23 protein-coding genes are annotated in these 16,805 nt (G+C 55.2%); 12 read left to right on the top strand and 11 right to left on the bottom strand.

The window, feature by feature from the left end; genetic code table 11:
• Positions 1–72 precede the first annotated feature (72 nt).
• The 6 genes from gatB to A7P97_RS07715 all read left to right on the top strand — a co-directional run bounded on the left by gatB (position 73) and on the right by A7P97_RS07715 (position 5,065).
• Positions 73–1,503, top strand: coding sequence for an Asp-tRNA(Asn)/Glu-tRNA(Gln) amidotransferase subunit GatB (gene gatB, locus A7P97_RS07740; protein ID WP_067529822.1), 1,431 nt, complete (start codon positions 73–75; stop codon positions 1,501–1,503).
• A 252-nt stretch (positions 1,504–1,755) separates the two neighbouring features.
• Entirely contained in the window at positions 1,756–2,124 is a 369-nt protein-coding gene (locus A7P97_RS07735) for a hypothetical protein (RefSeq protein WP_231865684.1), read from the top strand.
• A gap of 86 nt (positions 2,125–2,210) precedes the next feature.
• Positions 2,211–2,636 (top strand): hypothetical protein, encoded by a 426-nt coding sequence (locus tag A7P97_RS07730; protein ID WP_067529821.1) that lies wholly within the window; start codon positions 2,211–2,213, stop codon positions 2,634–2,636.
• Positions 2,637–2,890: 254 nt separating this feature from the next.
• A complete protein-coding gene (lptE, locus tag A7P97_RS07725; protein WP_067529820.1) occupies positions 2,891–3,367 on the top strand; it encodes an LPS assembly lipoprotein LptE in 477 nt (158 codons plus the stop codon).
• Positions 3,367–4,374: a DNA polymerase III subunit delta gene (gene holA, locus A7P97_RS07720; protein WP_067529819.1), complete on the top strand. Its 1,008-nt coding sequence runs from the start codon at positions 3,367–3,369 to the stop codon at positions 4,372–4,374. Before lptE ends, holA begins: the two co-directional genes overlap by 1 nt.
• 235 nt (positions 4,375–4,609) lie before the next feature.
• Positions 4,610–5,065 (top strand): hypothetical protein, encoded by a 456-nt coding sequence (locus A7P97_RS07715; RefSeq protein WP_067529818.1) that lies wholly within the window; start codon positions 4,610–4,612, stop codon positions 5,063–5,065.
• A 67-nt stretch (positions 5,066–5,132) separates the two neighbouring features.
• Here the strand turns inward: A7P97_RS07715 and A7P97_RS07710 are convergent, their stop codons facing one another.
• From A7P97_RS07710 to A7P97_RS07690, 5 genes are all read right to left on the bottom strand, one after another.
• Positions 5,133–5,327, bottom strand: coding sequence for a DUF1737 domain-containing protein (locus tag A7P97_RS07710; protein ID WP_067441242.1), 195 nt, complete (start codon positions 5,325–5,327; stop codon positions 5,133–5,135).
• Positions 5,328–5,541: 214 nt separating this feature from the next.
• Entirely contained in the window at positions 5,542–6,027 is a 486-nt protein-coding gene (locus A7P97_RS07705) for a hypothetical protein (RefSeq protein ID WP_067529817.1), read from the bottom strand.
• Between the two features lie 32 nt (positions 6,028–6,059).
• Positions 6,060–6,668, bottom strand: coding sequence for a BON domain-containing protein (locus A7P97_RS07700; RefSeq protein WP_064106386.1), 609 nt, complete (start codon positions 6,666–6,668; stop codon positions 6,060–6,062).
• Between the two features lie 39 nt (positions 6,669–6,707).
• On the bottom strand, positions 6,708–7,298 hold the full coding sequence (locus A7P97_RS07695; protein ID WP_067529816.1) for a phosphoheptose isomerase: 591 nt from the start codon (positions 7,296–7,298) through the stop codon (positions 6,708–6,710).
• A 347-nt stretch (positions 7,299–7,645) separates the two neighbouring features.
• Positions 7,646–7,993, bottom strand: coding sequence for a YraN family protein (locus tag A7P97_RS07690; RefSeq protein WP_067529815.1), 348 nt, complete (start codon positions 7,991–7,993; stop codon positions 7,646–7,648).
• A gap of 126 nt (positions 7,994–8,119) precedes the next feature.
• Between A7P97_RS07690 and rsmI the strand changes: the two genes are divergently transcribed.
• Entirely contained in the window at positions 8,120–8,995 is an 876-nt protein-coding gene (gene rsmI, locus A7P97_RS07685; RefSeq protein ID WP_067529814.1) for a 16S rRNA (cytidine(1402)-2'-O)-methyltransferase, read from the top strand.
• Positions 8,996–9,030: 35 nt separating this feature from the next.
• Here the strand turns inward: rsmI and A7P97_RS07680 are convergent, their stop codons facing one another.
• The 5 genes from A7P97_RS07680 to gshB all read right to left on the bottom strand — a co-directional run bounded on the left by A7P97_RS07680 (position 9,031) and on the right by gshB (position 11,624).
• The gene (locus A7P97_RS07680) at positions 9,031–9,636 is read right to left on the bottom strand and encodes a murein L,D-transpeptidase family protein (protein ID WP_067529839.1); all 606 of its coding nucleotides are present in this window, start codon (positions 9,634–9,636) and stop codon (positions 9,031–9,033) included.
• Between the two features lie 70 nt (positions 9,637–9,706).
• On the bottom strand, positions 9,707–10,054 hold the full coding sequence (locus tag A7P97_RS10205) for a hypothetical protein (RefSeq protein WP_067529813.1): 348 nt from the start codon (positions 10,052–10,054) through the stop codon (positions 9,707–9,709).
• Positions 10,051–10,191 carry a hypothetical protein gene (locus A7P97_RS10460; RefSeq protein ID WP_185737510.1) on the bottom strand — a complete coding sequence of 47 codons (141 nt, stop codon included), beginning with the start codon at positions 10,189–10,191 and terminating at the stop codon, positions 10,051–10,053. Before A7P97_RS10460 ends, A7P97_RS10205 begins: the two co-directional genes overlap by 4 nt.
• 30 nt (positions 10,192–10,221) lie before the next feature.
• The gene (locus A7P97_RS07670) at positions 10,222–10,584 is read right to left on the bottom strand and encodes a diacylglycerol kinase (RefSeq protein ID WP_067529812.1); all 363 of its coding nucleotides are present in this window, start codon (positions 10,582–10,584) and stop codon (positions 10,222–10,224) included.
• 86 nt (positions 10,585–10,670) lie between these two features.
• On the bottom strand, positions 10,671–11,624 hold the full coding sequence (gshB, locus tag A7P97_RS07665; protein WP_067529811.1) for a glutathione synthase: 954 nt from the start codon (positions 11,622–11,624) through the stop codon (positions 10,671–10,673).
• A gap of 190 nt (positions 11,625–11,814) precedes the next feature.
• On the opposite strand from gshB, the gene folE2 reads away from it, so the two are divergent.
• Positions 11,815–12,597 (top strand): GTP cyclohydrolase FolE2, encoded by a 783-nt coding sequence (gene folE2 / locus A7P97_RS07660; RefSeq protein WP_067529810.1) that lies wholly within the window; start codon positions 11,815–11,817, stop codon positions 12,595–12,597.
• Between the two features lie 108 nt (positions 12,598–12,705).
• Here the strand turns inward: folE2 and hpnC are convergent, their stop codons facing one another.
• Positions 12,706–13,521, bottom strand: a complete 816-nt coding sequence (hpnC, locus tag A7P97_RS07655; RefSeq protein WP_067596346.1) for a squalene synthase HpnC — start codon at positions 13,519–13,521, stop codon at positions 12,706–12,708.
• Positions 13,522–13,799: 278 nt separating this feature from the next.
• Between hpnC and A7P97_RS07650 the strand changes: the two genes are divergently transcribed.
• The 4 genes from A7P97_RS07650 to A7P97_RS11070 all read left to right on the top strand — a co-directional run bounded on the left by A7P97_RS07650 (position 13,800) and on the right by A7P97_RS11070 (position 16,429).
• Positions 13,800–14,267 (top strand): META domain-containing protein, encoded by a 468-nt coding sequence (locus A7P97_RS07650; protein WP_067529808.1) that lies wholly within the window; start codon positions 13,800–13,802, stop codon positions 14,265–14,267.
• Between the two features lie 138 nt (positions 14,268–14,405).
• Positions 14,406–15,227: a hypothetical protein gene (locus A7P97_RS09800; protein ID WP_082887641.1), complete on the top strand. Its 822-nt coding sequence runs from the start codon at positions 14,406–14,408 to the stop codon at positions 15,225–15,227.
• Positions 15,228–15,447: 220 nt separating this feature from the next.
• Positions 15,448–15,903, top strand: coding sequence for a hypothetical protein (locus A7P97_RS07640; RefSeq protein WP_067529807.1), 456 nt, complete (start codon positions 15,448–15,450; stop codon positions 15,901–15,903).
• Positions 15,904–16,315: 412 nt separating this feature from the next.
• Positions 16,316–16,429 carry an MOSC domain-containing protein gene (locus tag A7P97_RS11070; protein WP_369799509.1) on the top strand — a complete coding sequence of 38 codons (114 nt, stop codon included), beginning with the start codon at positions 16,316–16,318 and terminating at the stop codon, positions 16,427–16,429.
• The last annotated feature ends 376 nt before the right edge of the window (positions 16,430–16,805 follow it).

The following is a 16,805-nucleotide window of genomic DNA, read 5'->3' as shown; positions in this document are numbered from 1 at the left end:
TTTCAGGTAGCCTCTGCCCAACCGGAAACCCTTACAAACCGATTAACCCTTCTTCAATAGAAAGACCCCCTTATGACCTGGGAAACCGTAATCGGACTGGAAATCCACGTCCAACTCAACACAAAATCCAAAATCTTCAGCGGCGCATCGACTGCGTTCGGTGCTGAACCCAATGCGCACGCCAGCGTGGTGGAATGCGCGCTGCCGGGCGTACTGCCGGTAATGAACCGGGAAGTCGTTGAAAAAGCCATCAAATTAGGCTTGGCTTTGGATGCGAAAATCAATCAGAAAAACGTGTTCGACCGCAAAAACTACTTCTACCCCGACTTACCAAAAGGCTATCAAATCAGCCAGTTGGATTTACCGATTGTCGAACACGGCAAGCTGGAAATCGTGGTCGGCGACGCGGTGAAAACCATCAATGTAACCCGCGCGCACATGGAAGAAGACGCGGGCAAATCCGTGCATGAAGGCTTGAACGGTGCAACCGGCATCGACCTGAACCGCGCAGGCACGCCGCTGTTGGAAGTGGTATCCGAACCCGAAATGCGCTCCGCCGCCGAAGCCGTTGCCTACGCCAAAGCCTTGCACAGCTTGGTAACCTGGCTGGACATTTGTGACGGCAATATGGCGGAAGGCTCGTTCCGCGTCGATGCCAATGTATCCGTGCGTCCGAAAGGCCAAGCGGAATTCGGCACGCGCCGCGAGATTAAAAACCTCAATTCCTTCCGCTTCTTGGAACAGGCGATTAATTACGAAGTGGAAGCGCAAATCGAGATTTTGGAAGATGGCGGCAAAGTGCAACAGGCAACCATGCTGTTCGACCCGGAAAAGGGCGAAACCCGCGTGATGCGTTTGAAAGAAGACGCGCACGACTACCGCTACTTCCCCGATCCAGATTTGTTGCCCGTTATCATTTCAGACGACCGGTTGCAAAAAGCCAAAGCAGAAATGCCCGAGCTGCCGAAAGAAATGGCAGCGCGTTTCGTGGCGGATTACGGCGTGAGCGACTACGACGCACGCCTGCTCACCGCCGGCCACGTGCAGGCAGCCTATTTTGAAGAAGCCGCCAAAGCCAGCGGACAAGGCAAGCTGACGGCCAACTGGATGAACGGCGAACTCGCCGCCACGCTGAACAAAGAAGGCATGGAACTTGCCGACAGCCCGATTACCGCCCCACGCCTCGCCGCGCTGGTAGGCAAAATCGCCGACGGCACTCTAAGCAGCAAATTGGCGAAAAAAGCCTTTGAAGCCATGTGGGCGGAACCCGAAGCCTCTATTGCCGAAATCATTGAAAAACACGGCTTGCAGCAGATGACCGATACCGGCGCGATTGAAGCGATGGTGGACGAAGTGCTGGCAAACAACGCCAAAGCCGTGGAACAGTTCAAATCCGGCAACGAAAAAGCACTGAATGCGATCATGGGACAAGTGATGAAGGCCAGCAAAGGCAAAGCGAATCCCGCGCAAGTGCAGGAACTGGTTAGAGCGAAGCTGGCATAATGCAAGGATAAGGCTACCTGAAAACGGTAAAAGGTTTTTCAGGTAGCCTTAATAATGCCGCTTGAGTATCTGTCTAAACTGCAAACTAAGGTGCAGGCTGCTTTGGCCTGCTAGAAAGTAAGCTGCACCGTTTGCTCAATCAACCCGCGCTTCTGCAGGAATAGGCAACGGTTTTATCTTTGGAGATCTTTATGAAAATTACCAAAATCATAGTTTTATGGCTGGCGTTGGTCCAATGCATGGGCAGCTGGTTTGGATGCATCGGATGCCGGCGAATACGTGCTACTGGATAAGAACCAGCACCTCACGCAGGTGCAGATGCGCTATTACCAGCGCGGCACGCAATGGATGATGGACGGGAAAAACGGCAACAGTCCATGGGCACCGGTGTGCCAAGGCTCAGGCGAATGCCGTTTGCAGACTTCTTCCGTGCAGAAAGTGCGCGAATGGAAAGCCTTGCTGCCGTCTGAACTCCGAGTTATGCCGATGGTGTGCATCCACAATCAAGCATTTGCGTTTTGCCGCATGAGCAAGCCCAATAACCCGAGCATGCGCCTGTATTGGTGGTTTGCCTGGCGCAACGGACAAACTTATGCGCTGGGTGCAAACCGTACCCGCTGATGCGCATACCAATGCGGAATATTATAACAAAACAGAATAAAAACACGAAATTTTCAAATTTATTTCATAGATAATGAATTGATGAAATGACAAGAACTATTACTATTTGGTTTATCTGTATTATGTTTTTACTGATAGTGCTCGCAGGCATCAAAGACTTTTATTTGACAATGTCGTACAACGAAGCGTATATCGGTGCTCATTTTGGAGCAGGGGGATTGATATATTTTAAAGATTATCCTTTGCTGTTAGCTATCTTGTTTGGTATCACGGTATTTTTGCCACCTGTTAGCATTATGGCTGTTCTGCTATTTTACAAAAAAATAGCAGTCTCTATAATGAGGTATGCTCTCGTTGCAATGGTGCTTTTAGATGCTTATACTTTCCTCTTTCGCAATCGTTGGCAACTCTTAGGAAAAAAAACATTAATATACGATATGGTTATTGGGAGTATTTTTCTTTTGTACTATATCTATCTTTTGTTATTGAAGAAAAAGAATATAATTAATTAATACCTTCTTTACCATTAGTGAGAGCTCAAGGATTTATGCCCAATACTACCTCCGCCGAAACTAATGCCAGGCAAAACTGATTGACCTGACTACTGATTTTGTACGCACGGACAACCATGTCATGTATAGCCTGAGTCCATACTGAAGAGCTACCTGAAAACACCTATCCGTTTTCAGGTAGCCTCCCCCATCCACAATCCGCTAGAATACGCCCCCAAGCCGCCGTCTCTTACGACGCAAGTCAAGGAAACACCATGAAAAAATATCTGATGCTGCCCCTTTTGCTGTTGCTGGCCGCCTGCGGCTTCCGCCTAGCCGGCAGCGACCCCGCACTCAACCCGCCCCTGCCCTACCAAACCTGGGCCGTACAAGGGCGCGAATTGCAGCAAAACATCGAAACCGAACTGCTGCGCCGCCATGCCAAGCTCGACAGCGCCTTTGCCGATGCCATCGTCAAAGTAACCGATATCCAAACCAATAAAAACATCCAAACCCTCAACCTCTCCGGCACAGTAACCGAATACCAGCTGGAGCTCAAAGTATCCGCCCAAGCTTGGCGCGGCGAAAAAGCCCTGGGCAAGCCGATGATGATTACCGTATACCGCACACTGGACTACAGCGACAGCGAAATCCTCGGTAAGCAAGAAGAAGAAGCCCAACTCTGGGCCGACATGCGCGTGGATGCTGCCCGCCAGCTCGTGCGCCGACTGGGCTACCTGAAAGCCGAATAATGGCCGCCATCAGCACCGAACGCCTGCTGCCGCAGCTCAAACAGCCCCTGCAAGCGCTGTATGTGCTGCATGGCGAAGAAGCCCTGCTGCGGATAGAAGCCTTAGACGCCATCCGCGCCGCCGCCAAAGAGCAGGGCTACCTGAACCGCGAAACCCACACCCCCGACACCACCGCCGACTGGCAAGACCTCCTCGCCTCCGCCAACAGCATCGGCCTGTTTGCCGAACTCAAACTGCTCGAAATCCACCTGCCCGGCGGCAAGCCCGGCAAAGCCGGCGGCGAAGCCCTCGAACAACTGGCCGCCAACCTCCCGCCCGACACCGTAACCGTCATCCTCCTGCCCAAACTCGAGCGCGCCCAGATCCAGGCCAAATGGTTTGCCGCCCTCAGCCGCAGCGGCACCGTGGCCGAAGCCAAAGCCGTTGATGCCCAAGCCCTGCCCGGCTGGATACGCGGCCGCCTCGCGCAGCATCACTTATCCATCGGCAACGAAGCGCTGGCCCTGTTTGCCGAGCGCGTGGAAGGCAACCTCTTGGCCGCCAAGCAGGAAATCGACAAACTCGCCCTGCTCCACCCTGCCGGCCACGAATTGGGCATTGCCGAAACCGAAGCCGCCGTGGCCGACGTAGCGCGCTTCGACGTATTCCAGCTTGCCGCTGCCTGGATGAGCGGCGAGCCCGCCCGCGTGGTGCGCCTGCTCGAAGGCCTCGAAGCCGACGGCGAAGAGCCCGTGATGCTGCTGTGGATGTTGGCCGACGACATCCGCACCCTCATCCGCCTCACCGCCGCCCTCAAACAAGGGCAAACCGTAGCCCAAGTGCGCAACAGCCTGCGCCTGTGGGGCAGCAAACAGCAACTCGCCCCCCTGGCTGTGCGCCGCATCGCCACTCCGCGCCTCATCGCCGCCCTGCAAGAATGCGCCCGCATCGACCGCATCATCAAAGGCGCAGAAACCGGCGAAGCCTGGCCCGCCATCCGGCAGCTGCTGGTGGGTTTGGCCGGATAATGGGTATCGGTGCAATCCAGTATAATATATATTGCTTCCAATAGGGATTGAAACAAAGCGGCAAGTCACAACAATAAGAACGATACAGCAAGGCGAACCAAGACCGTATCGTCCTCCCCCTAGGGCGACTATATTTTCAGGTAGCCTCCCGCACACTGTAGAGGCTACCTGAAACTACCTGCCAACAATATAGCAATCTAATCATGACTTTTTTCAAGCAAACCAAAAAGAAACCATGTCCCCTAAAGCCAAAAAAATCCTCATCGGCGGCGCCCTTGCCATCGTCCTTCTAGGCTGGCGCGGCTACGATGCTGTTAAAACCGTGAAGCTGAAAGAATTTGTAGAACACTACAATGTGTTCATCAACAACGAAAACCGCTTCCTCACCCATCTAAATGAGCGTACCGATTTCGGCAGTGTGCCCGAAGCTGTGATGATGCCGGTGCGGCATAGTGCTGGGTTTATGGCCAATTCTGACCGAGGCGGCTGCCACTCGATTCCCGATGATGCCCTGCTTGCCGAATGCACCAGTGCCTTTAGCAAATACCACAGAGTGCTGCAAGAAGTGGAAAAACAGGGGCTGGACGAAGCGCGGCTAAAACAGGTGGTTGAACGCGGCACCCGCACACACAGCATCATCACCCAAGTGGCCGCGAAGTTTCCGAGCCGGGTTCAAGTGCAGAGCAATTGATTGCGCGCCCAGACACCATAAAGGCTACCTGAAAAGTTTTCAGGTAGCCTTTGCTATTTGCTGCATATCAATATTCGCTCAAGGGCTTATTCGGGTCGTATTGCGCCACTTCTTTCACAATCGCCTGCCCCACGCGCACGCCGTTGTCGGTGTGCGCCAAGGTCGGGCTGCCGTGCAGCTCCCAACCTTGTTGCAGGGCTTCGGTTACGCGGCGGCAGAACACGGAATCGTCTGTGCCGGTAAGCAAGCGGTAAACTTTCACTATCTCTCTCCTCTTAACTATAGCTGAAGCACATTTTCTCATACCAAGCAGTAAGCCGCAGACAGTACAACGCAATACGGCAAAACAAGCCAACGCAGTAGGAAGAAATACGTGTAACTATAGCAATAGCCGGCCATTAAACATTGCTGCAACCATAACCACAAACAGGCTGCCTAAAACTTCGCTACACTGCGCTTTACAGGTAACCTCCGTTTTAAAACAGGCTATCCACCGGATTGCCACCGCCATCGCCTCCAGGCTGGCGCGGCTGGGGTTGCGGCGCAGGTTTCACCGGCACCTCAATCGGTCGGATTTCGGTTTCCTGCTGCGGGGCAACCGGCTGAATCGGCACTTCTTCCTCAGCAGGGGTGGCCGGTGTAACGCGGCGCGACGCGGCGGGGCGCTCTTGTGCCGGCTCGGATGCCTGGGAAGCGGCATCCATATCGGCAGCCGGTGGCAGGCTGTAGGTTTGGCCGGCCGCGGCTGATGCGCCGTTGGGCTGCCAAATTTCCACGCCCTGCTGCGGTGTGGAAGCATCACCAGCGCTTGGCCCGAAATCAGATTTTTGTATCGTGAGCCAAGCCATGGCCACCAGCGCAAACACCACGATAAAGGCCACAATAAACGCTATCCACAAAATGTGGCTAAACGTGCTGCGCTGCGGCTTTTTGGAAGAAGAAGGCATTTCTTTGCCGGTCATGAACTTTCCTTACAATTCAAAGATAAGCGTGTCTAGCGCACATTGCTGGGCACGAAGGTTTCATACAGCGTAACCACTTGCTGCACACCGGCGGTGGTGCTCACGGTGTTGCTCACCAGCGCCTGCTCTTCGGGTGTGAGGATGCCCATCACATAAGTAACGCCGTTATACGTTACCACTTTCACATGATTGGCCGACACACCCTTGGTGCCGAGCAAGGTAGTGCGTACTTTGGAAGTAACCCACGAATCGTTGCTCACCTCGCCGAAGCCGCGTGCACTGGTGGCTACCTGAATATAGTTGTAAATCTTCTCGGCATTGGGCTGGGCGCGTGCCACGCGCTCTACAAATGCTTTATCGGCCTCGCTGGCCACCAAACCCATCAACAGCACCTGACGGTTGAAGCTCACCACAGAAAGCTTCGGCTCAAAGCCCTGCGTAGTGTTGTTGCTGCGCAGATGGGTGAGCGCCGTGTTTTGGATGCGCACTTCCATCACTTGGTCGTCGGCCTGCGCGCCGGTGCTGCGGCGGTCGGTGGCCGACATCACGCCGAATGCGCCCGCGCCCACCAGCGCGGTAAAACAGCCGGAAAGCGGCAGCGGCAGCAGACACAACAGCAGGAGGCGGAAACTTTTTTTCATGGTTTATTGTCCTTAATTGGGCGGAAATGGGTGAAGCGTTTATTCTTCAAACAAAGCGGTATCGATATGATCGCACAGAGCGTGAATCAGCAGGATATGGATTTCCTGAATCCGCGCCGTGCGATTATGCGGCACGTTGAGCAGCACATCGCCTTCTGTAAGCACACCAGCGATTTTACCGCCGTCGCGCCCGGTGAGCGCCACCACGCTCATGCCCTGCTCGCGGGCGGCATCAATGGCGGCAAGCACATTGCCGGAATTGCCGGAAGTGGAAATCGCCACCAGCACATCGCCCGGGCGGCCGAGTGCAGACACTTGGCGGGAAAAAATCTGATCAAAGGCATAATCGTTGCCGATGGCGGTGAGCGCGGAAGTATCGGTGGTGAGCGCGATGGCGCCCAGCGGCATACGTTCTTTTTCAAAACGGCCGGTGAGCTCGGCGGCAAAATGCTGCGCATCGGCTGCCGAACCGCCGTTGCCGCACACCAGAATCTTGCCGTCGGCCATCAGCGAATCCAATAGCAACGCTGCCGCCCGCGCCGTTGGCTCGGCCAATTGTTCGGCACACTGCTGTTTGGCGGCAATGCTTTCCTGAAAATGCTGCAATACGCGTTGGGCGGCTGGGTTCATAAAGTCTACCTGAAAAATAAAAAATGAAAACGTCGGCTATTGTAGCGGCATATGGTGGTTTGAACAATTGCTGGCAACGGGCAAGCGGGTAAAGGCTACCTGAAACATCGCCTGCGGCACGGCTAAAACAAGCAGCGCCAGTTGCTGTCAAGCACAAAACACATCCGCATTTTCAGGTGGCCTTTACCACCTCGGGCGAGCAAAGCACCGTTTAGGCTTGCCGGTGTGGTCAATACCAACCTCACTGCAAGCGCCAAAGGCTACCTGAAACCAGTAACGCAAGTTTCTGCAAAGCCAAAAAATCCAACCCTCTTTCAAGTAGCCTTGCGCCAGCACCGACTGCCGCTTCAATACCCGCCGATATTCTGCAACCACTGCGGCGGCTGATCGCCTTCAATCAAGATGGCATCGATACGGCAAGGTTGATTCGGCGCATTTTGCTGGAGCCAGGTTTCGGCGCTGCGGCTGAGTTTGGCCAGTTTGGCCGGCGTGATGCTCGCTGCCGCGCCGCCGAAGCTTTGGCTGCGCCGCTGCCGCACTTCCACAAACAAATACACCCCGCCCTGCTCGGCGATGATGTCGATTTCACCATAGCGGCAATGCCAGTTGCGCGCCAGGATGCGGCAACCCTGTTTTTTCAGGTAGCCTGCGGCGGTATCTTCGGCAGCTTGGCCGGTGGCGTGGTTAAGGCGCATGGTTTTCCTTTCGTGCGATACCGTAAATCAGCTCCGCTTCCGCCACGGCCTACCCCGCCTTGTATCGGAAGCGAATTTAATTTGCTATAGTTTGCGGCGTTTCAAACGCAATCATACCCGAAGAGAATGTGGCAAAAAATATTGGATAAGGCGGCCGCGCAGATTGAGCCGCAAACGCTGTATGTGGTGGCAACGCCCATCGGCAACCTGGCCGACATCACGCTGCGTGCGCTGGCGGTGTTGCAACGGGCAGACTTGGTATGCGCGGAAGACACGCGCGTGAGCCAGCAGCTGCTCTCCGCCTACGGCATCCGCGCCAAGCTCGTGAGCGTGCGCGAACACAACGAGCGGCAAATGACCGAAACCATCCCCGCTGCGCTCGCCGCCGGGCAGGTGGTGGCGCAAATATCGGATGCGGGCACGCCGGCGGTATGCGACCCCGGGGCTCGGCTGGCCGCGGGCGTGCGGGAAGCGGGTTTCAAGGTGGTGCCGGTGGCCGGAGCCAGCGCGGTAATGGCGGCTTTGAGCGTGGCCGGGGTAACGCAGTCGGATTTTTATTTTGCCGGCTTTCTGCCTCCCAAGGCGGGCGAACGGGTGCAATGGTTTGAGCGTTGGTGCGAAGTGCCCTATGCCGTGGCGATGTTTGAAACGCCGCACCGCATCGAGGCGGCACTCGCCCAAATGGCCGAAATCCTGCCCAACCGGCATTTGGTGCTGGCACGCGAAATTAGCAAAACATTTGAAACCTTCATCAGCGGCAGCGTGGCCGAAGTGCTGGCCGCCGTGCGTGCCGATGCCAACCAGACGCGCGGCGAGATGGTGCTGGTGCTGCACCCGCCCGAAGCCGCCGCTGCCAATGAACTGAACGACCAGGCGCGACACATCATGAGCCTGCTCGCCGCCGAACTGCCACCGAAAAAAGCCGCCGCACTGGCTGCGGAAATCAGCGGGGCAAACAAGAAGGCGCTGTATGAATGGGCGGTGGCGCAGAAGCGGGAATAGAAACAACTGAACCACATAAAAGACTACCCTACCCTCTAAGGCAAAATCTCAATTTCAGCCTGCGGTTTGACGTGGGCGTAAAGTTCGTCGATTTCGCCATCGGTTACAGCAATGCAGCCGTGGGTCCAATCACGGTGCAGGTGTTGCGCGCCGATAAGGCCGAAGCCATTGCGCAGGCCGTGGATTTTGATATCGCCACCGGAGCTTTTGCCTTGTGCGGCGGCATGGGCGCGGTCGGCGGCGTTGGGGTAGGAAATACCGAGATTTTTATGATAGCCACTGTAGGGATTGCGGTCGTTGACGGTGTAGCGGCCTTCGGGGGTTTTGCCGTCGCCTTCAAATTGTTTATGGCCAACCGGGCTAAAGCCGAGTGCGATAGGATAGGTTTTCAGCAGATTGCCTTGCGCATCGTAGGCATCCATTTCACGCTCGGCTTTGCGCACAACGAGTTTGATAATTTCGCTGCCCGGCGGCAGGGCAGGCTGTTGCAATAGGCTTTGCTGCCTGGGGCTGAGGCCGGCACTGTTGCCTGTGTTGGGCAGGCTGCCAGGCGGATTGCTGCTGTGCCGCAGAAAAACATAGCCGCCGAGCAGCAGAAGAATTGTGCCGAATAATAGGGCAAGTAGCGGTTTTTTATTCATGGGTTTGGCATCGATTTGAGCTTCGCCGCAACTCGCATGGTTCGTTTCCACTGCATTGAAGATTCGGTTTTCAGGTAGCCTTTAGGCTTCTTTGCCTGCTTCGTAGTGGTAGTGCTCCAAATGGGCGCTGCTGAAATTTTGGATGAATTGGGCGGTTTGTTGCGCTCGTCTTTGGCAGACAAAACTCAAAGGCCACGGCGGTGCGGTTTACGGTTACAGCTTCGGGATTGCTTTCGGAGTGAGCGCCCACGGTGAGCCAATCTGGCGGGGAGGTAACAGTAAAATCGAGCAGGCGGCTGTCGGCCACATGTTCGCGCAGAATGCTTTCGATGCTGCGTCGGATTTCTGCATAGGGTTCGTCGGCAAACCATTGCAACATATGCCGGGTGTCGTCGAGGAGTTGGAAGTTGTCTTTCATGATTTTGAATCAGGTAGTTGTGATTTCAGGTAGCCTCCACCCACCATGCTTTCTGCCACAGGGCTGGCGCGCACTTCCGCCTGGGCGGCTGCGGCCAAAAGCAGGCTGGAGAGGATAACGATTTGCTTAAGCTTCATATGCTTTCCTTTCTATTAAACGGGGTTGGACTACAGGGTGTTGAAGGCCATCAGCCAAAAAATGCCAACGAGCAGCAGCGCCACCAGTTGCGCAGCGGAGCCGGCATCTTTGGCGATTTTGGAGAGCGGGTGCAACTCTTCGGAAATCCTGTCCACCACGGCTTCGATGGCGGTGTTGAACAGCTCCACAATCAGCGAGAGCAGCGACGCGCCCACCAGCAGCATACGCATGGGCGTATCAAAATCGAAACAACACGCCAAGGGCAGCAGCACGGCGTGCAGCCACACCAGCTGGCGGAAGGCGGCTTCGTTGCGGTAGGCGGCGGCGAGGCCGTCGCGGGAATATTGGGCGGCAGCGATAAGGCGCGCGAGGCCGTGTTTGCCGGGTTTCATAGTAGGGATTCCTTATGTGGGTGTGTGGGGATGGGTTGTGGTTTTTCAGGTAGCCTTCAGCCAAACCAGCTAAGGCTACCTGAAAACTATGCTGCGTTCCGTTCCACTGCGTCGATAAATTTAGCGGCTACGTCGAAGCCTTTTTGCTTGGTAATTTCTTGGAAACCGGTGGGGCTGGTGACGTTTACTTCAGTCAAATTTTCGCCAATCACGTCCAAACCCGCCAGCAAAATGCCGCGCCGCTTCAGCTCGGGGGCGAGGGTTTCGGCGATTTCGCGGTCGCGCCAGCTCAACTCCTGCGCCACGCCGCGCCCGCCTGCGGCTAGGTTGCCGCGTATTTCGCCCTGCTGCGGGATGCGGGCAAGGGCAAAGGGCACAACTTCGCCGTCAATCACGAGGATGCGTTTGTCGCCGTGCACGATTTCGGGAATGTGGCGCTGCGCCATGATGGTGCGGGTGTCGAGCTGCATCAGGGTTTCGAGGATGCTGCCGATATTCGGGTCGCGCTCGGTGAGGCGGAAAATGCCCATGCCGCCCATGCCGTCGAGCGGTTTTACGATGATGTCGCCGTGTTCGGCTAAAAAGGCGCGCACGTCGGCGGCGCGGGTGGAAACGAGGGTGGGCGCGGTGAATCGGGAAAAATTCAAAATGGCGAGTTTTTCGTTGAAATCGCGCATGGCCTGCCCGCTGTTGAACACTTTTGCACCCTGCTGTTCGGCGAGGGTGAGCAGCTGGGTGCTGTAGAGGTATTGCATATCGAACGGCGGGTCGGTGCGCATAATCACGGCATCAAAATCGGCAAGCACACGTTGTTCGGCTGAGGCTACCTGAAACCAGTTGTGATCGTGGTCGTCTTTCGCGCCGATGAATTCGAAAGGCGCGGCAAGGGCGGCAACTTTGCCGTTTTGCACGGAGAGTTCGGCGGCAAGGGTGTGGTGCAATTTGTGCCCGCGCTTGGCGGCTTCGCGCATCATGGCATAGGTGGTGTCTTTGTAGGTCTTGAAAGTGGCCGGCGGGTCGGCAATAAAAAGGATATTCATGGCAGTCCTTTAAACAGGGGGTGGTGCGGGCGGTATGATAAACCAAAACCGGGCAACACACCCGATTGCACAAAATTGCAGCCATAAATCTGCGCTATAAACTCACGCCAACAATTGCCCGGCGGCAGCGGCAGGGCTATACTTCGCCCCCTTAATCCACCGCCACACACACCCGATAAGGAAACCACGGATGAATGCCATTGCCGACGTGCAAAGCAGCCCCGACCAACGCAATATGCCCATCAACCAAGTGGGCATCAAAGACCTGCACTTCCCGCTGCAAATCCAGGGCGCAGAAGGCGTGCAGCACACTATCGCCCGCATCGGTATGACCGTTGCCCTGCCTGCCTCGCAAAAAGGCACGCATATGTCGCGCTTTGTGGCGCTGATAGAAGAGCGGCAGCACCTGGTGCTCGATTTCACCAGCCTGCATCAGCTCACGCTCGATATGCTGGAGCGGCTCGATGCCCAAGCCGGCCGCATCAATATCAGCTTCCCCTTCTTCCGTAAAAAGGCCGCCCCCGTGAGCGGCATCACCTCGTTTCTCGACTACGCCGTCACCTGGCAGGGCGAAGTGTCGGCCAGCGGCGAATACAGCCACCGAATCAAAGTATTGGCTCCGGTTACCAGCCTGTGCCCCTGCTCCAAGGAAATTTCGCAATACGGCGCGCACAACCAGCGCTCGCACGTTACCGTTACCCTCGCCTGCCACAAACAGGAAGTTTCCATTGAAGAAATCATCGATTTGGTGGAAAACAAAGCCTCCTGCCAGCTCTACGGCCTGCTCAAACGCCCCGATGAGAAATACGTTACCGAATACGCCTACGAAAACCCCAAATTCGTGGAAGACATGGTGCGCGACATCGCCGTGGCGCTGAAAAACGACCCGCGCATCGACTGCTTCAGCGTGGAAAGCGAAAACTTCGAAAGCATCCACAACCATTCGGCCTATGCGCTGATTGAGTATCCTTGAAGTTAACAATATTGCCGCACAACAAAAAGGCTACCTGAAAACGAGCTCGCGATTTTCTGCGAAGCTAAAATTTTCAGGTAGCCTTTTGGCTGGGCTAAATAAAACTGCTCACTTCTTGAGCCAAGACCGTTTCAGCATCAGCCACCAATCTTTTGCACCGAGCACGGGTCGGCGGGTGAAGACGTTGTAGCGGTTTTCCTCCAGCTTGCGCAGGATGCTTTGCCCGCCGAGGATAATCAGGCGCAGCTCGAAGCCGATGCGGCCATGCAAAGTTTTGCCCAGCGGAGAGCCGGCTTTGAGCATTTTGTGGGCACGCTGGCATTGGTGCGCCATCAGGCGTTGGAAGGCGGCATCGGCGCGGCCTTCGGCGATTTGCGCTTCGCTCACGCCGAATTTTTCTAGGTCGTCTTGCGGCAGATAAACGCGGCCTTTCTGCCAATCCACGGCCACGTCTTGCCAGAAGTTGATGAGTTGCAGGGCGGTACAGATGCCGTCGCTTTGGGCGAGGCTGAGCGGGTCGGTGTGGCCGTAGAGGTGCAGCAGCAATCTGCCGATCGGATTGGCACTGCGGCGGGCGTAATCCACCAGCTCGCCAAAGTGCTGATAGCGGGTTTTAGCCACGTCTTGGCTGAAGGCGGAAAGCAAGTGGTAGAAAGGTTCAAGCGGAAGATTGAACGGACGGATGGCTTCGCGCTCGAGCCGCTGCATCAATTCGCTGTGCGAGGTTTGGCCGGCGGCAAGGCGGTCGAGCTCGGCGCGCAGATTATCGAGCTGGCGCAGACGCTCTTCGCTGGGCAAATCGCCTTCGTCGGCCATGTCGTCGGCAGTACGGGCAAACACGTAGATGGCGTGCACCGGGCGGCGCAGGCGGCGCGGCAAAACCAGCGAGCCGACAGGAAAATTTTCGTAGTGTCCGACTGACACGGTGTGTCCTTGTGTTTGTTAGAATATTCGGGTTGTTCCAAATAGGAAGGAAGCGAGGCAGCGAGCCACAGGCAGCACAGCTAAATGAACCAACGCCGTATCGTTCCTATTTGGGGCGACTATACTATAGTTTTCAGGCAGCCTTTGCCATACTGTTTGCCTTTCTCAAAACAAAATGTTTTTAAATTGCTATATTTCAATTAACACTGCAACACCCTCGGGTGTATAATCCAAATATATTGGATTCAATAATTTTCCACCAGATAGGAGCCCACACGATGAAACCGATTTATCTTGCCGCCTTCCTACTCACCGCTTGCGCCGCCCACCCCAACCCTGCCGACAGCGCACCACCGCCCCCCGCTGGGCCAGACCGGCCTGCCCCTGCCGCCACAGCACCAAGCGCACCCGCAGCAGAACTCTCTCGCCACGGCTGGCGCATCACCCGCATCGGCCGCCACGCTGCCAACGGATCGTTGGAGTTCAACGCCAACAATCGCATGAACGCCTCGTTCGGCTGTAACTCCCTATCCGGCCACTTCAGCCACCAAGGCCGAAATCTGCAAATCGGCGAACTCGCCACCACTCTGATGCTCTGTCCGCCGAACGTTCAGGTGCAGGAAGAGCGGCTCTCTGCCGCCTTTGCCCGCACCGCCGCCTACCGCATCAACGGCAACAGGCTGGAACTGCTCGACCGCAGGCAGCATGTTCTCCTGCAAGCCGAACCAATCCGCTCGGTACGTTAAGCCCCAATCAGGCTACCTGAAAATGGTTTTTCAGGTAGCCTGATTAACATAAGAAAAGATTAGTTAAATTCCCGCACATTGGCTATAATCTGCCTGTTGTTCCCCTTTTATTACTTTCTTAACCAGAAGGAGCATTCCATGCAGAAATTTACTCTTGCCGCCATCGCCGCTTTGATGGCTGCTGCCCCCGCCTTCGCTGCACCTGCGCAGGCCGATGACTGGCTGCCCGAAGCACAAAGAATCAACCGCGAAATCGTGCGTCAACGGAGTGCCGATGCGCGAGAACTCCAGCTGTTCAACGGCAATCTGGCACAAAACCGCAGCCAAAACCACACCATCCGGCTCGAAGCCGGCAAATCCTACGTATTCTTTGCCGACTGCGACCGCCAATGCTCTGACATCGACCTCAAGCTGACCGATAGCAACGGCAAAACCATCAAAGAAGATAAAGACGACGACGATAACCCCGTCATCAACAGCGCTATTTCAACCAGCGGTACCTACACCCTCACCGCCAACATGACCAAATGCGAAGCCTCTTCCGGCTGTGCCTACAGTATCCAAGCCTTTGAAAACGGCCCTTGGCTGCCCGAAGCACAAAAAATCAACCGCGATATAGTGCACAGAAAAGACGCCCAAGCTCGTCAAATCCATCTGTTTAGCGGCCGTGCTGCTAAAGAGCAAAACCGGAGCCACCAAGTACAGCTTACCGCCGGCAAATACTACAGCTTCTTCGCCGACTGCGACTACTCTTGCAGCGACATCGACCTGACCCTCAAAGCCGCCGATGGCCGCGTGGTTAAAGAAAACAGCGACGACGATGATTTCCCCATGTTCGGCTGGCGTGCTAACCGCACCGGCACCTACACCCTCACTGTTACCATGCCGAAATGCAGCACCGAACAATGCGAATACAGCAGCCAGGTATTCATGGGCACCAAACCCGTATTCAATCGCTGAACTCGAGTGCACTAAAGAAGGCTACCTGAAAACGAGCTCGCGAGTTTCTGCGAAGCTAAAATTTCAGGTAGCCTTTTGCCTTCCCTAACCCGTCCGAAAACACAAAGTACATAACTATAAACCAGTGATTTTAAAAATATAGGAAAGTAGAGCATTTCTCAAGTTTACATTATAATGCGTACACTTTTACTCATAATATAACCAAACAAAAGGAAGAAACATGAAAAAATTTGCCGTTTTAGGCCTGGTTGCCCTAATCGCCGCCCCTACCGCCTTGGCCGCGCCTGGCAGTTCATGGCTGCCTGAAGCCCAGCAGCTCTACAAACAAGTTATTCAGGAGAAAGATCCCGGCGCCCGCCAAGCCAACCTGTTCCAAGGCAGCGCCAAATCAGGTGAAACCAAAAACCACCAGGTTCAGCTTACCGCCGGCAAATATTACTCCTTCTTCGCCGCCTGTGACCTTGGCTGCAACAACATCGACCTGACCCTAAAATCAGCCGACGGCAGCATAATCAAAGCCGACACTAAAGAAGACGACGCCCCTATGTTCGGCTTTCGCGCCACCCATACCGGCCGCTACACTTTGAGTGTAACCATCCCCGGCTGCCAAACTGCTGGCAGTTGTAAATACAGCAGCCAAGTATTTGTTGGCAGCCGCAACATATTCAACGATTAATTATGCCAAACCATGCAAACAGGCAGGCTGCAAGCTTGCCTGTTTTTTATTGCCTTGGCTCAGGTTGCCAAATGAAAGGCTACCTGAAACTTTTAGATATAGCTAAAGCAATTATTTCTTCATATGGTGTCGGCTCGCCTTACCGTACTCTTATGCTATCTGCAGCTCGCCGCCTTGTAGGGGAAAATGCGCTTCAGCCATAGCCTGTAAAAGAGGAAACCAAGCCCATCCGCTATAATCCGCCCCAACTTTGTGGAGGGACCCATCATACCCCAAACCATCGACACCATCCGCGAAATCCGCATTGCCTAGCCCGAACCCTTTGAATACAGCCAAATCAGCAGCCAGCTTCGGCAAAAACCTCTGCATCGAAGGTACAGGCGAATAGCAAGTTTGCCTCAGCGACCAGCAAATTGGCAACGTCCACTTCAAAATCAGCCAAGGCCGCCAACCTTGCTGGAAACTCAACGAACGCTTCGGCGTACCAGACATCGCTGTCAAGTGCAGCACAATCTGCGCCGACTAGCAGCACTGCCTTTTCAGCCACCTGCACGACCGCATCGTCCCTCCCCGGCTGCGTCCTCAACGTAAGCTTTGACCTGCATGGCTACTTTTTAAGCCTAGACATCGATACCGACCTGCACTCCCTGCCCGCCGTCTCCCACTTCGGCGAAGCCGAACCATGCCCGACACCCCAATACCGCCCGAGTTTGGGTAGAGCAGAAACTGGACGAATTTAATCCCAGAGCAGCCGAATAGGGTTTCAGGTAGCCTTCAATCCAAACACCATTAAGGATTACAGCCTACAGTTTCAGGTAGCCCGCACCACGAATGTAGAACCTACCCGCGAGGCTACCTGAAAATATAAACACCAGGCAAAACTGCCCGAACAGGAATAAAAC

The sequence above is a fragment of the Eikenella sp. NML070372 genome (assembly GCF_001648415.1).
Lineage (GTDB): Bacteria > Pseudomonadota > Gammaproteobacteria > Burkholderiales > Neisseriaceae > Eikenella > Eikenella exigua.
This window is presented reverse-complemented; position numbering and strand designations above follow the sequence as displayed.

What these genes read in the sequence shown, in the direction of transcription:
- A7P97_RS07650 (WP_067529808.1), top strand. Translation starts at nt 13,800, where the DNA reads ATGAAACCGATTTATCTTGCCGCCTTCCTACTCACCGCTTGCGCCGCC.
- A7P97_RS09800 (WP_082887641.1), top strand. Translation starts at nt 14,406, where the DNA reads ATGCAGAAATTTACTCTTGCCGCCATCGCCGCTTTGATGGCTGCTGCC.
- A7P97_RS07670 (WP_067529812.1), bottom strand. Translation starts at nt 10,584, where the DNA reads ATGAAACCCGGCAAACACGGCCTCGCGCGCCTTATCGCTGCCGCCCAA.
- A7P97_RS07690 (WP_067529815.1), bottom strand. Translation starts at nt 7,993, where the DNA reads ATGCGCCTTAACCACGCCACCGGCCAAGCTGCCGAAGATACCGCCGCA.
- A7P97_RS07640 (WP_067529807.1), top strand. Translation starts at nt 15,448, where the DNA reads ATGAAAAAATTTGCCGTTTTAGGCCTGGTTGCCCTAATCGCCGCCCCT.
- gshB (WP_067529811.1), bottom strand. Translation starts at nt 11,624, where the DNA reads ATGAATATCCTTTTTATTGCCGACCCGCCGGCCACTTTCAAGACCTAC.
- A7P97_RS10460 (WP_185737510.1), bottom strand. Translation starts at nt 10,191, where the DNA reads ATGAAGCTTAAGCAAATCGTTATCCTCTCCAGCCTGCTTTTGGCCGCA.
- A7P97_RS07715 (WP_067529818.1), top strand. Translation starts at nt 4,610, where the DNA reads ATGTCCCCTAAAGCCAAAAAAATCCTCATCGGCGGCGCCCTTGCCATC.
- holA (WP_067529819.1), top strand. Translation starts at nt 3,367, where the DNA reads ATGGCCGCCATCAGCACCGAACGCCTGCTGCCGCAGCTCAAACAGCCC.
- rsmI (WP_067529814.1), top strand. Translation starts at nt 8,120, where the DNA reads ATGTGGCAAAAAATATTGGATAAGGCGGCCGCGCAGATTGAGCCGCAA.
- A7P97_RS07695 (WP_067529816.1), bottom strand. Translation starts at nt 7,298, where the DNA reads ATGAACCCAGCCGCCCAACGCGTATTGCAGCATTTTCAGGAAAGCATT.
- A7P97_RS07730 (WP_067529821.1), top strand. Translation starts at nt 2,211, where the DNA reads ATGACAAGAACTATTACTATTTGGTTTATCTGTATTATGTTTTTACTG.
- A7P97_RS07680 (WP_067529839.1), bottom strand. Translation starts at nt 9,636, where the DNA reads ATGAATAAAAAACCGCTACTTGCCCTATTATTCGGCACAATTCTTCTG.
- gatB (WP_067529822.1), top strand. Translation starts at nt 73, where the DNA reads ATGACCTGGGAAACCGTAATCGGACTGGAAATCCACGTCCAACTCAAC.
- lptE (WP_067529820.1), top strand. Translation starts at nt 2,891, where the DNA reads ATGAAAAAATATCTGATGCTGCCCCTTTTGCTGTTGCTGGCCGCCTGC.
- A7P97_RS07700 (WP_064106386.1), bottom strand. Translation starts at nt 6,668, where the DNA reads ATGAAAAAAAGTTTCCGCCTCCTGCTGTTGTGTCTGCTGCCGCTGCCG.
- folE2 (WP_067529810.1), top strand. Translation starts at nt 11,815, where the DNA reads ATGAATGCCATTGCCGACGTGCAAAGCAGCCCCGACCAACGCAATATG.
- A7P97_RS10205 (WP_067529813.1), bottom strand. Translation starts at nt 10,054, where the DNA reads ATGAAAGACAACTTCCAACTCCTCGACGACACCCGGCATATGTTGCAA.
- A7P97_RS07705 (WP_067529817.1), bottom strand. Translation starts at nt 6,027, where the DNA reads ATGACCGGCAAAGAAATGCCTTCTTCTTCCAAAAAGCCGCAGCGCAGC.